Source organism: Janthinobacterium sp. GW821-FHT03A03 (genome assembly GCF_059421435.1).
Genome location: NZ_JBWKUZ010000001.1, coordinates 911,493 through 928,619 on the forward strand (window position 1 = coordinate 911,493; position 17,127 = coordinate 928,619).

General features: G+C 64.9%; 11 protein-coding genes. 3 read left to right on the top strand and 8 right to left on the bottom strand.

The window, feature by feature from the left end; genetic code table 11:
• Positions 1–19: 19 nt before the first annotated feature.
• The 3 genes from AC07VI_RS04150 (at position 20) to AC07VI_RS04160 (ending at position 4,736) form a co-directional block, all read left to right on the top strand.
• Positions 20–1,957 carry a J domain-containing protein gene (locus AC07VI_RS04150; protein WP_492995805.1) on the top strand — a complete coding sequence of 646 codons (1,938 nt, stop codon included), beginning with the start codon at positions 20–22 and terminating at the stop codon, positions 1,955–1,957.
• A gap of 48 nt (positions 1,958–2,005) precedes the next feature.
• On the top strand, positions 2,006–4,360 hold the full coding sequence (gene parC, locus AC07VI_RS04155) for a DNA topoisomerase IV subunit A (protein ID WP_086143712.1): 2,355 nt from the start codon (positions 2,006–2,008) through the stop codon (positions 4,358–4,360).
• Between the two features lie 97 nt (positions 4,361–4,457).
• On the top strand, positions 4,458–4,736 hold the full coding sequence (locus tag AC07VI_RS04160; protein ID WP_086143711.1) for a helix-turn-helix domain-containing protein: 279 nt from the start codon (positions 4,458–4,460) through the stop codon (positions 4,734–4,736).
• Here AC07VI_RS04160 and AC07VI_RS04165 read toward each other — a convergent pair.
• The 8 genes from AC07VI_RS04165 to rbbA form a co-directional block, all read right to left on the bottom strand.
• Positions 4,733–5,080 carry a hypothetical protein gene (locus tag AC07VI_RS04165; RefSeq protein ID WP_086143710.1) on the bottom strand — a complete coding sequence of 116 codons (348 nt, stop codon included), beginning with the start codon at positions 5,078–5,080 and terminating at the stop codon, positions 4,733–4,735. The genes AC07VI_RS04160 and AC07VI_RS04165 overlap by 4 nt on opposite strands.
• Before the next feature lie 26 nt (positions 5,081–5,106).
• On the bottom strand, positions 5,107–7,422 hold the full coding sequence (locus tag AC07VI_RS04170) for a DUF8189 domain-containing protein (RefSeq protein ID WP_492995808.1): 2,316 nt from the start codon (positions 7,420–7,422) through the stop codon (positions 5,107–5,109).
• A 164-nt stretch (positions 7,423–7,586) separates the two neighbouring features.
• Positions 7,587–8,063 carry a hypothetical protein gene (locus tag AC07VI_RS04175; RefSeq protein WP_086143709.1) on the bottom strand — a complete coding sequence of 159 codons (477 nt, stop codon included), beginning with the start codon at positions 8,061–8,063 and terminating at the stop codon, positions 7,587–7,589.
• 215 nt (positions 8,064–8,278) lie between these two features.
• Positions 8,279–9,496, bottom strand: a complete 1,218-nt coding sequence (locus tag AC07VI_RS04180) for an acetate/propionate family kinase (RefSeq protein WP_086143708.1) — start codon at positions 9,494–9,496, stop codon at positions 8,279–8,281.
• Positions 9,493–10,908 carry a bifunctional enoyl-CoA hydratase/phosphate acetyltransferase gene (locus AC07VI_RS04185; RefSeq protein ID WP_492995811.1) on the bottom strand — a complete coding sequence of 472 codons (1,416 nt, stop codon included), beginning with the start codon at positions 10,906–10,908 and terminating at the stop codon, positions 9,493–9,495. The genes AC07VI_RS04180 and AC07VI_RS04185 overlap by 4 nt, the downstream gene beginning before the upstream one ends.
• 9 nt (positions 10,909–10,917) lie before the next feature.
• On the bottom strand, positions 10,918–13,182 hold the full coding sequence (locus AC07VI_RS04190) for a DUF3141 domain-containing protein (RefSeq protein ID WP_086143706.1): 2,265 nt from the start codon (positions 13,180–13,182) through the stop codon (positions 10,918–10,920).
• 47 nt (positions 13,183–13,229) lie between these two features.
• Positions 13,230–14,354: an ABC transporter permease gene (locus AC07VI_RS04195; RefSeq protein WP_086143705.1), complete on the bottom strand. Its 1,125-nt coding sequence runs from the start codon at positions 14,352–14,354 to the stop codon at positions 13,230–13,232.
• Between the two features lie 4 nt (positions 14,355–14,358).
• Positions 14,359–17,127, bottom strand: coding sequence for a ribosome-associated ATPase/putative transporter RbbA (gene rbbA / locus AC07VI_RS04200; protein WP_492995814.1), 2,769 nt, complete (start codon positions 17,125–17,127; stop codon positions 14,359–14,361).

A 17,127-nucleotide genomic window follows, 5' to 3' on the forward strand; every position in this document is an offset into this window, starting at 1 on the left:
AGAACGGGAGTGACCACTGATGGACGGCGGCACGTACAGCGCTGAACGCAACCTGTGGGACATCCTGGACACGGCGCCGACAGGCGACGAGCGCGCGCTCAAGCGCGCCTACGCGAAACGCCTGAAGGTAACGCGGCCGGAAGACGACCCGGCCGCCTTCCAGGAGCTGCGCGACGCCTATGAATATGCGCTGCGTCATGCGCCGCGCTTTGCCGCCGAGCTGGCAGAGCGGCACGCCATGCCAGCGGCTGAACGACCGGAGTCAGACCCGGCGCGTCTGCCTCCTGCCCTTGCATCCGGCTTAAAGACAGACACCGGCTTGACGCCACCGGCGCCAATGCAGACGCCGGCAGTAGACATACCAGCGGAAGCGCCGGCGGCCGAACTGTGGGGCGTTCTCGCCGACGCGGCGCAAGAGACACACGCGGCGCAGGAGGCGCCTGCGGAGCTGTGGGGCGTCCCCGATGAGCCAGCACCGGAATGCATGCCGCCACCGGAACAATGGGGCGTGGTCGCCATCGATCCCGTCGAGGAAGCGGCCAGCCTGTGGCAGGCATTCCTGGAACAGTCGCGGCGCCGCGATGCGGCCGCCGTGCTGGCCGGCTTCCTCGAGCGCGAAGAATTGCTCAACCTCGACGTGCGCGAGGAATTCGACGTGTGCGCGCTGCGCTATTGCGCCAGCGCCGGCTACAACCTGTCGCTGCGCAACGCGCTGTTCGAGCAGCTGGGCTGGGAATACGATTTTTCCTACCTGGCGCGCCGCCATGGCGACCTGGTACGCGCTGCCGTGCAGCGCTACCGGGCCGACCGCTCGTTCGCCCATTTCAGCGACAACCGCGACAGCTATCCCGGCCTGGACTGCATCCTGTCGCAACAGCCGCCGTCGGCGTATGTGCGCCAGATGCTGGACAAAAAATTCAACCTGCAGCTGCGCGGGCTGCTGCAGACGATACGCTGGCAGCATGGCGACATGCTGGCCTATAAACTCGATACGGATTTGTTCGAGCAATGGGAGCAGGCGGTTTTTTCGCGGCGCTATTTCAAACAGACGGCCTTCGCATCGGCAGGCCTGGGCTTCGTGCTGCACCTAATCCTGTCCAGCCTGTTCAAGGTCGCCGGCGGCAGCCTGGGCGACATGGGCGCGTATGCCAGCCTGCTGGGATTCCAGGTGCTGGCCTTTTCCCTGCTGGCCATGCATGCGCTGCGCTGGCCCGCCCCCCTGTTCACGCGGCTGCAGGCACTGCAGGAAGCGCTGCAGAAACGCCTGCCCATGCTGCAAGCGCGGCCCGGGCTGCTGCAACTGGCCTGGATCGTGCCCTATCTGCTGCTGGCGCTATTGCTGTTTTTACCCGAACGGGGCGAGGCGCTGCGCATCGCGACCTCGGTGGGCTTGTGCGCCTCGGCGCTGCTGGCATATGCCATGAACCGCCAACTGCTCAACGGCGTGCTGCTCGCCGCTGCCCTGGGCCTGGCAATGGTCGCCGCCATGTTCATGAACGGCAAAGGCTCTACGGCACTCGTCATCGCCAATGGCATGCCGATGATGTTCTGCCTGTTATTGCTGGCCTTGCGCAGCGCCGGCGGCCTGTATGAAGAATGCGGCTTGCCCGTGGAGCGCTTGCCGCGCCTGCGCGTGGCATGGCTGATCGGCTGCGCCGGCCTGCTGCTGCCCCTGTACCTGCGGCTGCTGCCAGCCGTGCCGCTCGGTGCCGCGCTGTATGCCTGGTCGTGCGCCGGTCTGCTGATCTCGCCCAGCGATTTGCGCTGGAGGACGGTCTGGCCGCTGGTACTGGTGCCATCCCTAGGCAGCGTCTTGCTGGCCGGCCAGGCCGCGCCCGTCCGTGCCATGTCGATGATGCATAACGGCGTCGAGCTGGCCCTGATCGTGCTGTACTTCACCGTGCGCTGCATCTACCTGCGCTACGGCGCCGCCTTATCCAGACCCGGGCTGTCATAATCAGCTCCATGAATTCAACCGCAACCACTTAACACCGAAATAAGCGCCATGTCCACACAAACCAATTTATTTGACGATGCCCAGCCTGAGCCGACCGAGCCGGATGAACCGGTATTCGACGGCGAAGCGCTGACCCTCTCCACCTTCGCCGAGCGTGCCTATCTCGATTACGCCATCTCCGTCGTCAAGGGCCGCGCCCTGCCCGACGTCTGCGATGGCCAGAAGCCCGTGCAGCGCCGCATCCTGTATGCGATGAATGAGCTGGGATTGAATGCCACGGCGAAGCCCCGCAAATCGGCGGCCGTGGTCGGCGACGTGCTGGGTAAATTGCACCCGCACGGCGACCAGTCCGTATACGATGCGCTGGTGCGCATGGCGCAGGATTTCTCGCTGCGCTACCCGCTGATCGACGGGCAGGGCAACTTCGGCTCGCGCGACGGCGACGGCGCGGCGGCAATGCGCTACACGGAAGCACGTTTGACGCCGATCGCCAAACTGCTGATGGATGAAATCGGCATGGGCACGGTGGATTTCCAGCCCAACTACGATGGTTCGACGGAAGAACCAAAGCTGCTGCCCGCCCGCCTGCCGATGGTGCTGCTCAATGGCGCCTCCGGCATCGCCGTGGGTCTGGCGACGGAAATCCCGTCGCATAACCTCGCGGAAGTGGCCAAGGCGGCCGTGGCCATGATCCGCGATCCGAAGATCACGCACGCCGAATTGATGGCCATCATGCCCGGCCCCGATTTCCCCGGCGGCGGCCAGATCATCACGCCGCCATCGCAAATCCAGGACATGTATGCGAGCGGCCGTGGCAGCATGAAGGTGCGCGCGCGCTGGAAGATCGAGGAACTGGCGCGCGGCCAGTGGCAAGCGGTCGTCACGGAACTGCCGCCGGGCACCTCGTCGCAAAAGGTCCTGGAAGAAATCGAGGAACTGACGAATCCGAAAATCAAGCTGGGCAAGAAGGCGCTGTCGCCGGACCAGGTGGCCCTGAAGGCGCTGATCCTCAATTCGCTCGACACCATCCGCGACGAATCTGGCCGCGCCGCACCCGTGCGCCTCGTGTTCGAACCGAAGTCGAAGAACCAGGACCAGACGGAATTCATGCTGATGCTGCTGGCGCATACGTCGCTCGAATCGTCGACCTCGATCAATCTGGTGATGATAGGCGGCGATGGCCGACCGCGCCAGAAAGGCCTGGGCGACATCCTGCGCGAATGGATCGATTTCCGCTTCGAGACCGTCACGCGCCGCACCGGCTACAAGCTGGGCAAGGTCAAGGACCGCATCCATATCCTGGAAGGGCGCGAAGCGATCCTGCTCAATATCGACAAGGTAATCCAGATCATCCGCAATTCGGACGAGCCGAAGGCGGCCCTGATCGAAGCCTTCAAGCTGTCCGAGCGCCAGGCCGACGATATCCTGGAAATCCGCTTGCGCCAGCTGGCGCGCCTGGAAACGATCAAGATCCAGCAGGAACTGGCCGAGCTGCGCAAGGAAGAAAAGTCGCTGCAAGACCTGCTCGACAACCCGGGTTCGATGAAGCGCGCCATCATCCGCGAAATCGAAGCGGACGCCAAGCAGTTTGGCGATGCGCGCCGCACCCTGATCGAGGAAGCGCAAAAAGCCGTGGCGGAGCAAAAAGTGGTCGATGAACCGGTCACCGTCATCATCTCGGAAAAAGGCTGGGTGCGCGCGCGCACCGGCATCGGCCACGATGCGGCGCAGTTCACGTTCAAGGCGGGCGATACCCTGCATGGCGCCTTCGAGTGCCGCACGGTGGACACACTGCTCGGCTTTGGCAACAATGGCAAGATTTACTCGGTGCCCGTCTCGGCGCTGCCCAACGCGCGAGGCGACGGCGTGCCGATTACGACCTTGTGCGACCTGAGCGGCGGCACGCCCGGCAACGCCGTGCGCATCCTGCATTACTTTGCGGGCAATGGCGCCACCAGCTTGCTGCTGGCGTCGAGCGCCGGCTACGGCTTCATCGCCAAGGCGGGCGACATGGTCAGCCGTCTGAAGGGAGGCAAGGCCTTCATCACCCTGGATGACGGCGACGTGCCGCTCGAACCGAAGGTCATCCCGGAAGCCGCCAGCGCCGTGGCCTGCCTGACGGAAGGTGCGCGCCTGCTGGTATTTGGCTTGCTTGAGATGAAAACCCTGTCCAAGGGCGGTACAGGCGTCAAGCTGATCGAACTGGAAGGCAAGGACAAGCTGCTGGCTGTGCAGCCGATCAGCCAGCGCGGCGTGGTCGTCTCCGGCATCGGCCGGGCCTCGAAGCCGCAGGATGCCTCGCTCGGTGCAACCGCCCTGGCCGATCACATCGGCAAGCGCGCGAAGAAGGGCAAGGCGCTGGCGGCCAAGCTGAAACCGGTGTCCATGACCCCCATCGGCTGACCGCCATCAAGCGAGACAAAAAGACAGGCTCGCCTGTCTTTTTTTTGCCCATCGCACGTGGCGGCGGTAGGGGAAAATAAATTTACAGATATGCGCCATGCTCCCGTTATCCCTGCAGGCATGCCACCGGCATGCCGCCCACGGACAGGAGAGCAAGGATGACAAACAACGTTTCAGGCAGGCCGCCATGCAGCGCCTGACCCCGGCAGAACGGCTGGTGGCGGCCATGGCAGCCGAAGGTCTGCCGTATAAAAGCATCGCCAGGGAACTGGGCAAGTCACCGGCCACCGTGCGCAACCAACTGCATGCAATTTACGAGAAGCTGGACGTGGGCAACCGCACGGCGCTCGCGCACAAGCTGCGCGGCCAGCCTTAATGCCGCGCCAGGCGCAGCACGTCGGGTGTCGCTTCGACGATATCGATCACATCCTGCTTCCCGGCTGCATCCCCCAAGGCATAGCGGCCCATGCCCAGCGGCACCAGCTTGGTAACGGGGCCGGCGCGGGGACGGTCGTCGGGGCCGGGCGCCATCGACGTCAATGTCGCCTCCCCTTGCGCCATGGCGCCGGCGGGTGCGCCGAATTCGAGTACCTTGCGCCCTTTGCGGCTGGGAGGAAAGGCAAACGTGGCGGTGGGCCGGTACACCTCGATACCATCGGCATCCTCCTCGAAGGAATGCGTCCAGCTGCCGCTGGGAAGTACCGTTGTCATATCATGCATGCCGCCTCCCGTTTACAATATTGCCATCAGAAACACGATACCACGCCGCCCAGGCTTTCATAGCCGCTCACGGATGGCGACCAGGCCGTACCGTTCCACGCCTTGTGGAACAGGGCGCCATTCGTGCCAGTGACAAAGACATCAAGGCGATTCGCCGCCCAGGCCGTGGCGCGCGGACGCGAGGTGCACACGCCGTCCAGGCTCTCAAAGCCCGTCAGCGACGGCGTCCAGGCCGAGCCGTTCCACGCCTTGTGGTACAGCGCGCTGTCCGTGCCGATGACGAACAGGTCGAGACGGTTGGCCGCCCACGACACGGCTTCCACCTCGCCCACGCAGATACCGCCCAGGCGCTCGAAGCCGTCAACGGACGGCCCCCATTTCGCGCCATCCCACCATTTATGGTACAGCGCACCGTCGGTGCCGCTGACGAAGACGTCGAGCCGGTTCGGTCCCCAGGCCACCGCCTTCGGCGACGAGGTGCAAATGCCACCCAGGCGCTCGTAGCCCGTCAGCGACGGTCCCCAGGCCGTACCGTTCCACCACTTGTGGTACAGGGCCCGGTCCGTGCCGATGACGAACACGTCGAGGCGGTTCGGCCCCCACGCCACGGCTTCCGGCTGGCCCAGGCAGATGCCGCCCATGGCTTCGTATCCCGTCAGCGACGGCCCCCAGGCGGACCCGTTCCACCATTTGTGATACAGGCCGCGGTCCGTGCCGACGACAAACACGTCGAGGCGGTTCGGCCCCCACGCCACGGCGCGCGGGTCGCCCACGCACAAGCCGCCCATCGCTTCGTAGCCCGTCAGCGACGGTCCCCAGGCCGTGCCGTTCCACCACTTGTGGAACAAGCCGCTGTCGGTGCCCGTGACAAACACGTCAAGCCGGTTCGGCGCCCACGACACCACCTGCGGCGCGCTGGTACAGATGCCGCCCTGCCCTTCATAGCCGGTGACGGACGGCGCCCAGGCCGTGCCGTTCCAGGCCTTGTGGTACAGCGCGCGGTCCGTGCCCAGCACGAAGACGTCGAGGCGGTTCGCGCCCCAGGCCACGACGGGTGAAGAACTCTGGCGCGGCGTGGCGCCCGTGCCGCCCGTCCCCGTGCCGATGCTGGCGCGCGGCCCATCGAGACAGGCTTGCATGCGTGCCACCTGGCCCGCCGTGAACATGAACATGGCGGGGTCGTCCACATAATCCATGTAGTTCATGAACATGTCGCCATTCGGCCCATTGCTGCAGGAAATATGGGGGAACGAAGGCTGGCCCGTGTTCGGCCCGCCCTGGTTCGGTGTGTCGGCCACGTTGTCCGTGCCCGAACACCCCGTGCCGTCGTCGCCCCAGATATGGTTCAAGTTCAGCCAGTGGCCGATTTCGTGCGTGGCCGTGCGTCCCAGGTGGAAGGGCGGCGCCGCCGTACCGGTCGTGCCGAAGGCCGATTGCAGGATTACCACGCCGTCGGTAGCGGCCGGGCCGCCGGGAAACTGCGCATAGCCGAGCAGGCCGCCGCCAAGCTGGCAGACCCAGACATTGAGGTAGGTGTCCGCCGGCCAGGCATTCATGCCGCCCGTCGCCTGCGATTTGACGGCATCGTCGGCACCGAAGGACGTCACTGTCGTCTGGCGCCGCTCGATGCCGCTGGTGGCCGCGCCATTCGGATCGATCGCGGCCAGCGCGAATTCCACGCGCGCATCGGCCGTCAGCGGCAGGAAGGGTGCCGGCGTGTTGTTAACATCCGGGTTGACGCGCCGGTAATCACGGTTCAGCACATCGATCTGGCTGGCGATCTGCGCATCCGAGATATTCTGCGCCGCCGTGTTCCACACTACGTGCACCACCACCGGTATCTGCGTCACGCCGGAGCGCCCGGCAATGCTGCTGTCGCCCTCATACAGTCCTGCCAGGTTTTCAATATCGGCGCGGATATTTGCATAGGACGGATCCTCGGTCAGCAAGCGGCGATGCACATCCATCGTGGCGCAGGTGCGCACCTGAGGCGTGCCACTGCCCTGCCCACCACCGTCGCCGCCCATGCCCCCTGCGCCGCCCCCGCCATCGCGGTCGCCGCCCATGCCGCCGCCATCACCCACGTGCATGCAACTGGCGCCGGCCATGCCCTGCGATGCCTGCTGCATGCCGCCACCGGGCATGGCGCCGGCATCCACGGCGCCGGCATGGATGGCAGCCTGGTCCGCATAGGACACGCCCAGGCGCGGCCCCGGCATGGCGTCTGCGTCGTCCACATCAGTGCCAGCATGCACGTCTCCCTCCACCGGCATGGACTGCATGGCAGGCGCGCCTTCAGCCGAACCGGTTGCCGGTGTCTTTTTCGTTTTAGCGGTGCTCATGATGTCTCCCTTCGTCTGTCTGCCAGTTCACTATGGCACGCCGATCAGGCAGGGAATTGAGGCACATCAAGGATGGCAAGGCCGGCACAAAAGGCCGACAAAAAAAAAAGACAGCCGAAGCTGTCTTTTTTTCTGCAGGGAAACCTGCACGCGCAAATGGCGAATTATTTTGCGGCGGCAGCCTTGACTTCAGCGTCGGCCTTGGCCTTGGCTTCTTCCGTTTTGGTGGCGGCGATGGCCTTGTCGGCGTTCGCTTCGACTTTTTCCTTGGCGACCTTGGCATTCGCTTTCACAGCGGCCTTGGTCGCTTTCGCATCGGCCTTGGCATCGGTCTTGTCTGCCTTGGCTTCCGCTTTCAGCTTGTCTTCCGCATCGGCGTTGACAACTTTATCGTGGGCCTTGGCCTTGGTTTTACTTGCCTTGTGATGGGCGTCAGCTTTCTTTTCGTCAGCCTTCATCTCGGCCTTGGCGACATTGGCGTCAGCCTTGGCATCGACCTTGGCTTCCGAAGCGGCAGCCTTGTTGACGTCTTTTTGCGCGGAAGCCTGGGCTTTCACGACAGCTTCCGTGGCCGGCGCGGTTTGAGCGAAGGCGGCGGTAGCGAACAGGGTAGCGATCAGGGCGGCGAGTAATTTGTTCATGATGAGACCTTTCAATATGGTTTAATTTTATTCTTACTATAGGCGGGCAAAATGTTCAAAATTTGCCAGGCATCGCGCTGTTTCTTGATGTAGCGCAATGGCATGACTTCATAGTAAAGACAAAACAAAAACCAGACTGTGCGTTATCGCACTCAACGGAAAATATGTGCATTTCAGCAAATTTCCCATCGAGCGCTGCCCTACGCTTCAGATCTTCATGCGCCCACGGCCAGGGCCGCGTGGCGTGCCGCCACCCACTCCTCGTTGGCCGGCTCCACGCCTACCACGATGCGGCTGGCGTCGGTGGAGATACGGCTGGCGTTGCGCGCATTGGCCTGCGCATCGAGCACGGGGCCGAGGAAACCCAGCTCGGCGCAAATGCGCTGCCGCAACTCGGCGCTGTGCTCGCCGATACCGGCCGTAAACACCAGCATGTCCAGTCCGCCCAGCACGGCCGTCAGGGCGCCGATCTCGCGCACGATGCGGCGGATATACAGGGCCAGCGCGGCGCGGATGCGTTCGCCCGTGGCATCCTGCCGCTCCTGCTGCGCCAGCAGCACGGGCGGGTCGGCCGACACGCCCGACACGCCCAGCAAGCCAGACTCGTGGTAGAGCACATGCGCCACTTTTTCCAGCGACAGCTTTTCGATTTCCATCAGGTAGATCACGGCGCCCGGATCGAGCGAACCGCAGCGCGTGCCCATCATCAGGCCGTCGAGCGCGGAAAAGCCCATGGTGGTGGCGACGCTGCGCAAATTGTCCATGGCGCACAGGCTGGCGCCGCTGCCCAGGTGGGCCACGATGACCTTGCCGCGCGCGACAGCGCCAAAACGCTGTTCCAGCACCAGCGACTGGTATTCGTACGACAGGCCGTGGAAACCATAGCGGCGCAAGCCCCGTTCCCATGCATCGTAAGGCAGGGCCAGCATCTGCTCGACCTGCGGCACCGTATGGTGGAAGGCCGTGTCGAAGCACGCCACCTGGGCGATGTCGGGCCGCGATGTGAGCAGCACCTCGATCGCTTCCAGTGCGAACGGCTGGTGCAGGGGCGCCAGCGGCACATAGCTTTTCAGGTCCGCCAGCACGGCGAAATCGATGCGCACTGGGGCGAAATACTTGCTGCCGCCATGCACCACGCGGTGCGCCACGGCGCGCAGCGCACGCCCGTCCAGCTGCGCCACCACTTGCGCGCGGATGTATTCGAGCGCCGCGTGATGCGGCTGCTGCGGGTCCAGCTGCAAGGCGACCGCCGGCAGGCCGCCGGCGCGGTACGTGGCGCTTTCGCGGCCGATGCCTTCGACCTTGCCGCTCCATTGCGCCTGCTGCGGCAGCACGCCGCCCGTCTGCTCGAACAGGGCGAACTTGATGCTCGACGAACCGCAATTGAGCACCAGGATCAGGGTGCCGTCGGCGTGGGTGAATGGCGCGTTCATGGCGGCGTGCTCCGGTAATGGTTGGCCAGCATCACGGCGATGGCGCACGAGGCGATGCGGCTGGCGCGCGAATCGGCGCGGCTGGTGAGGATGACGGGAACTTTCGCGCCCAGCACGATGCCGGCGCTGTCCGCGTCGCCCATGTATTCAAGCTGCTTGGCCAGCATGTTGCCGCTTTCCAGGTCGGGCACCAGCAGGATGTCGGCACGCCCCGCCACTTCCGAGACGATGCCCTTGACGGTGGCGGCGGCGATCGACACGGCGTTATCAAAAGCCAGCGGGCCGTCGAGGATGGCGCCCGTGATCTGTCCGCGGTCGGCCATCTTGCACAGGGCGGCCGCGTCCAAAGTCGCCGGCATGTCCGCGTTCACCGTTTCCACGGCGGCCAGGATGGCCACGCGCGGCCGGGCCACGCCGATCACGTGCGCCAGGTCGATGGCATTGCGCACGATGTCGGCCTTCATGGCCAGGTTCGGCGCGATATTGATGGCGGCATCCGTGATGATGAAGGGGCGCGGATAGGCGGGCGTCTGCATCAGGAAGCAGTGGCTGATGCGGCGCTTGGTGCGCAAGCCAGCACTGGCCGATAGCACGGCCGACATCAGTTCATCCGTGTGCAGGCTGCCCTTCATCAGCGCCTCGACTTCCCCCTTGCCCGCCAGTTCGGCGCCGCGCGCGGCGGCCGCATGGCTATGCTCGACGTCCTCGATGGCGATGCCGGCCAGGCTCAGGCCCGCTTCGGCCGCCACCGCTTCCAGGCGCGCGCGCGGCGCCACCAGCACGGGCGTGATCAGGCCTGCCGCATACGCATCGAGGGCTCCCGACAGGCTCAGTTCATCGCAGGGGTGGATCACGGCCACCCTGATGGGGCCCAGCGTGCGCGCGTGCTCCAGCAGGCGCCGCGTGCCGTCGCCGTTATGCAGGCGGACTTCCGGCAGGGTAGCGCGCGCGCGTTCGATCTGCTCGGCGGGCGCAATCACCTGCGCTTCGCCGTCGAGCACCACGGCGCCATGCTGGTTGACGCAGCGGCAAGCCAGGGTCACGTGGCGGCTGCGCGGCTCGCGCGCCGTGACGGTGACGCTGATGTCCAAGGTATCGCCCACGCGCACGGGTTGCAAAAAGCGCAGGGTCTGGCCCGTGTAGACGGTGCCGGCGCCGGGCAGGCGCGTGCCCAGCACGGCGGAAATGAGGGCCGCGCCCCACATGCCATGGGCGATCACGCCCTGGTAGCGGCTGGCGGCGGCAAATTCCGTATCGAGATGCTGCGGATTGTCGTCGCCCGATATCACCGCGAACAGGGAGATATCGTCCATGCTCAAGGTGCGCGTAATGCTGGCAGTGTCGCCGATGGCGATCTGCTCGAAGGTGCGGTTACGCACGATATTCAAATCATCGTCTTGGGTAGTAGTCATCGTGGTCTTCTAGACAGGGGTAATGTGTTTGGCCGGTTTGGCTTTGGGTCCAGCATGGGAGGCGCGCGCGTCCGGCTGCGGTGCCTTTTCCTGCGCCGTGGCGGCGCGGTCAAAGACGCCCAGCATCTGCTGCAGGCTCGCCTCCTCGTCCGGCGTCGGCGCTTCGGGCACCTGCAGCACCTGCTGCAGCCACTCGGCCAGCGCGCCGATGTCGTCCGGATCGGCGCGCGACAGCAAGGCCGGCAAAGCGGCGATGGCGGCATCGAAATCATGCAGCATCAGGCGCGCCTGCTGCCTCACGATGTGGCGGAACTCCTCCATGCTGACATCCTGCCGGTATTGCGGCTTGATCAGTTTCAGGGCCAGGTTGACCCTGCGTTCGTCGGCGATCATGCGGAAGCGGTAGATATAGAACAGCGCACGCACGGCTGCCTCCACCAGGCCGCCGCGCTGCATGTCCTCGTCCATCTTGCGCGTTTCGCAACGCACGTATTCGCAATGCTCGGGCGAGATGCCTGGATGGGGGCGCGGCGGCGCGGTATCGCCGATGGCTTGTCCCGTCAATGCCTGCACCAGCGGCGAACCATACACCAGGTCAAAGGTCGTTTCCTGCAGCGTATCGCGCCAGTCGCGCCAGCTGTTCAAGCCAGCCGTAATGGCGCCGGAAAACGCCTCCTGCATGGCCAGCAGCGGGTTGTCGGGCGATACCGGCTGACGCTGGGCGCGCACTTTTTCCGCTTCCCTGGCCACCAGTCTGGCCAGCGGATTGTGATCGGTCCAACGCTCGTACGATACGCGCAGCGGGTGCGCGAGCTGCAGAAACCGCGCCGACTGCGGCGTGACCATGGCGCGCACCAAAGGCTGCGCAAACGTGCGGTACAAGGCCAGGTTCACTTCGGACACGCGCGCGGCGGCAGCGAACTTGCGGTCGTTTTCCACGCTAGGCTGCACGATGGCGCGCACGTCCTCGATGCCGCGGTGCTCGACCTGCAGCACATAGTCGCCGCTGGCCAGGTCCGCGTTCGGCGTATCGGGCGTCTTGTCGACGATCCTCGCTTCATAGATACCGGCCGGCAGCAGGTTGATCAGGTCGATATTGCTGGCGAATTTCTGGTGTTCCTTGTGCCCCACCTTGGCCGAGACGAAAATGCCCAGGTGGCCGATGCTGTCGTGCACGGCATACACGATGGTCTGGTCGTGCATCAGCACGTCGTTGTCGTCGCGGTACAGGTCCGTAATCCAGCCCAGCGCCTGCGGCGGCGGCGTGATGTTGTCGCCGTTCGAGCAGAACACGACGATGGGCGAACGGATATTGCGCAAGTCCAGGCGCACGCCGTCGGAGGTAATCAATTCCGCCGTGGCCAGGCGGTTGCCGATGAACAGATTGTCGACGATGTACTGCATCTCGACGTCGTTCAGGAACACATGGCCGCCCCAGTATTTTTCAAATTCCAGGTAACGGGGCGCCTCCGTATCGATGTTCGCATACAAGTTGTACTGCTTGCTCCACAGGGTGTTGGCCGGATTCAGCTTTTCGAAATTCTGCACCAGGCTGGCGCCGTCGAAGCGGCCCTTGCCCAGGTCGCCCGCCAGCGCCGTGGCCCAGCTGCCGCCCATCAGGCCGCCCGCATAGCGCATCGGATTGCGGCCGTGCCAGCCGGCCCAGTAGGACACGGGCGCGCCGGCCACGATGATGGGGCCGAACAATTCCGGACGCATGGCCGCCGTCATGAGGATTTGCCAACCCGCCTGGCAATTGCCGATGACGACGGGCTTGCCCTCGCTGAGCGGATGCAGGGCGATGACTCTCTCCAGGAAGGCCGCCTCGGCGTGCATCACGTCTTCCACTGTCTGTCCCGGCACGGGATCTGGCAGAAAACCGATGAAATAGCAAGGGTGGCCGGCGCGCAGCGCCACGCCGATCTCGCTTTCCGCCTTGAAGCCGCCGATGCCGGGACCGTGGCCGGCGCGCGGATCGACGACGACGAACGGGCGCTTCGATGGATCAGGCTCGGGCGCATCAGGCGTCAATATGCGCGCCAGGCCGTAGTTGACGGGACGGGCCAGTTCCAGGCCCGACATCACCACCTCGGCGGGAAAATCGAGCACGTTCGGCACTTCCTCGGCCAGGTGTTCCTGGTACTGGTTGCCGCGCCGGCGCATCACGTCAGCGTACAGCACGATGCGCTGCCACGAGTCGCGCGCATAGTCGCCCAGCATGCCCAGGGACGGCAAGCCGCCGCTGGAGAAAAATGGAGCAGATTCTATCTTCATGGCTATCCTTTAGATGCAAAAAAACGCCGGGCGATCCGGCACGGAACCTACGCCATCTGGCTGATGGTCTTGCGAAAGCGGGCAAGGGCGAACGTGAACAGGGCCGTGCCGATCGCCAGCAGGGCCAGGAAAGGCTTCCACACCACATCGATGCCGGCGCCCCGGTACAGAATCGCCTGGCTCAATTCGACGAAATGCGTGGTGGGCGCGATCAGCATGATGTTCTGCACCAGCTCCGGCATGCTTTCGCGCGGCGTGCTGCCGCCCGAGAGCATCTGCAGCGGCAGCAGCACGAGGATCAATAGCATGCCGAACTGCGGCATGCTGCGCGCCACGGTGGCGAGGAAAATCCCCATCGAGGTGGTGGCGAACAGGTGCAGGGCCGCGCCGCACAGGAACAGCGCGATCGAGCCCTCGATCGGCACGTGCAGCATGCCGCGCACCACCAGGTTCAGCGACAGGGCCGCGGCCAGCAGCACCACGAGGCCCATCGACCAGACCTTGCCCAGCATGATCTCGGCCGGTGTCACGGGCATCACCAGCAGATGCTCGATAGTGCCGTGTTCGCGCTCGCGGATCAGGGCTGCGCCCGTAAGGATGATCGACAGCATCGTCACCTGGTTGATGATTTCCATCAGCGAGCCAAACCACGCCTGGCTCAGCGAAGGATTGAAGCGCGCGCGCATCACCAGCTCCACCGGCGAGACGGTCGCGCCCCGATAGCGTTTGGCGAATTCGGACACCTCGCCGGCGACGATCTGCTGGATGTAGCCGCTGCCGCTGAAGGCCTGGCTCATGCGCGTGGCGTCCACGTTCAGCTGCAATTCCGCGTGGCGCCCGCCCAGCACGTCGGCCTGCAGCTTGGGCGGTATCGTCAGCACGAAGGTGTACTGGCCCGCGTCCAGGCCCGCGTCGACCTGGCTCTGGTTGATCATGGCCGGCGGCGTGAACTGCGGCGGGAAGAAGGCCGAGGCGATGCGTCCGGACAGCGGCGAGCCGTCCTCGTCGACGATGGCGATCGAGGCCATGTGCAAGGTTTCCGGCTTGGCCGTAGCGGCCACATAGATGGCCAGCGTAAACGTGTAGAGGATCAGGATCAGCATCATCGGATCGCGGATCAGGCTCCAGATTTCCTTCACGCCCAGGCGGTAGATGTTTTCAAGGTGGCGCATACGCTTACGACTCCTGTTTCTTCAGCAGCGCCACGGTCACGCCGAGGATCACGGGAATGGCGACGATCAGGGGCCAGAACGAAGCGTGCAAGTCGCCGAAGCCCAGCGCCTTGTTGAACACGCCGCGGCTGATGTTGAGCATGTGCGTGGCCGGATACATCAGGCCGATGGCCTTGCCCACGCCTTCCATCGACGAGACGGGATTGAGCAGGCCGGAAAACTGGATGGCCGGGATCATGGTGCCGATCATGGTCACGAACAGGGCCGCGATCTGGCTGCGCGTAAACGTCGAGGCGAACAGGCCGATGCCGGTGGCGCAGATATTGAAGATGAAGGTGGCGCCGATCAGGGTCGGCAAGCTGCCCTTGATCGGCACGCCGAAGGCGGTGACCGCCAGCAGCGCCATGAGGACGAAGTTGAACATGGCCAGCACGACGTACGGCACTTGCTTGCCGAGCAAGAATTCCAGGCGCGTGACGGGCGTCACGTACAGATTGATGATGGAACCGAGTTCCTTTTCGCGCACCACGGACAACGCCGCCAGCATTGCCGGCAGCATCAGCAGCAGCAAAGGAATCACGGCCGGCACCATGGCGGGCAGGCTTTTCACGTCCGGGTTGTAGCGGTAGCGCGTCTGGATGGCGACCGGGTTGCTCATCGTGATGCCGTAGCGGTGCAAGGCCTGGTCGGCCAGCCACAGCTGATGCATGCCCTGCACGTAGCCCTGCACGGTTTCCGCGCGCATCGGCATGGCGCCGTCGATCCACGCGCCCACCTGCGCCGGCGCGCCGCGCTGCACGTCGCGCGCGAAGCCGGGCGGAATCTCGATGGCCAGCGACAGTTCCCCGCTGCGCATGCGCTTGTCGATATCGGCGTAGTCGCGCAGCGGCGCCTTCTCGACGAAGTAACGCGAACCGGCCAGGTTGTTCGTGTAATTCTGGCTCAGGGTCGTCTGGTCGTGGTCGAGCACCGCATAGCTGAGGTCTTCGACGTCCAGGCTGATGCCGAAGCCGATGACGAACAGCAGCAGCACCGAGCCGCCCAGCGCCAGCGTCAGGCGCACGGGGTCGCGCCGCAACTCCAGCGTTTCGCGCCACATGTAGCTGAGCATGCGGCCCAGGCTGAAGCGGCTGCGCTGCTGCTGCTGCTGCTGCTGCTGCTGCTGCTGCTGCTGCGGTGCGGCCGTTTCAGCTTTCTGCACGGGCGCTTCGCTTTCCTGCGCCGCCGGCGCCGTGCCGCCGCCCGCCTCTTCCAGGTAGGCGATGAAGGCCGCCTCCAGCGACGGTGCGCCCTTCTTGCGCACCAGTTCCGCCGGCGCATCGCTGACCAGCACTTTACCCGCATGCATCAGCGATATGCGGTCGCAGCGCTCGGCCTCGTTCATGAAGTGGGTGGAGATGAAAATGGTGACGCGGTCGCGCCGCGCCAGCTCGATCATCAGGCGCCAGAAATTGTCGCGCGCGATCGGGTCGACGCCGGAGGTCGGCTCGTCGAGGATCAGCATTTCCGGTTTGTGCACCATGGCCACGGCCAGCGACAGGCGCTGGCGTATGCCCAAGGGCAGGCTGTCGGGCAAATCCTCCATCACGTCGCACAGGTCGAAGCGCTGCGCCATTTCGTCGATCCTTGCCGCGATCTCGCCCTCCGGCACGTGGAACAGGCGCGCGTGCAGCACCAGGTTCTGGCGCACCGTCAGTTCGCTGTACAGGGAAAACGCCTGCGACATGTAGCCGACCCTGCGGCGCGTGTCGATGTCGTTGGAATCGACCTCCTTGCCGAACAGCCAGGCCTTGCCTTCCGTGGCCGGCAGCAGACCCGTGAGCATCTTCATGGTGGTCGACTTGCCGCAGCCGTTCGAGCCAAGAAAACCGAAGATCTCGCCGCGGCCAATGCGGAAATTCACATGGTCGACGGCCGTGAAGTCGCCGAAGCGCATGGTCAGCTCCTGCGCCTCGATGGCGACGTCCTGCGCGCTGGCCGCGTCCAGCGGCGTGATGACCACGGGCTGGTGGCCCGCGCGCTTGGCTTCGGGCAGCAGCTTGATAAAGGCCGCTTCCAGGTTGTCGCTTTGCGTGCGCGCCAGCAGTTCAGCCGGCGTGCCCGTGTCCAGTACCTTGCCGTCATCCATGGCGACGAGCCAATCGAAACGCTGCGCCTCGTCCATGTAGGCGGTGGCCACCATCACGCTCATTTGCGGGCGCTGCACGCGGATGCCGGCGATCAGGTCCCAGAACTGGGCGCGCGCCAGCGGATCGACGCCGGTGGTCGGTTCATCGAGAATGAGCAGGTCGGGATCGTGGATCAGGGCGCAGCACAGCCCCAGTTTCTGCTTCATGCCGCCCGACAGCTTGCCCGCCGGCCGCGCGAGGAAGGGCTGCAGGCCCGTGCTGCGGGTCAGCTGATCGATGCGGCGACGGCGTTCGGCCGCGTCGTGGCCGAACAGGCGCGCGAAAAACTGCAGGTTTTCCTCGACCGACAGGGTCGGATACAGATTCTTGCCCAGGCCTTGCGGCATGTAGGCGATACGCGGGCAGACGTCGTCGCGATGGCGCACATCCTGCATGTCGCCGCCCAGCGCCATCACGCTGCCCTGCTGCACGGCGCGCGCGCCGGCCACCAGCGACAGCAGGCTCGATTTGCCCACGCCGTCGGGACCGATCAGGCCAACCATGCGGCCGGCCGGCACGTCCAGGTCGATGGCGTCGAGCGCCACCGTCTTGCCGTAATGCTGGCTGACGCCCTTGATGCTGACGACAAAGGGGGTTGCGTCCAT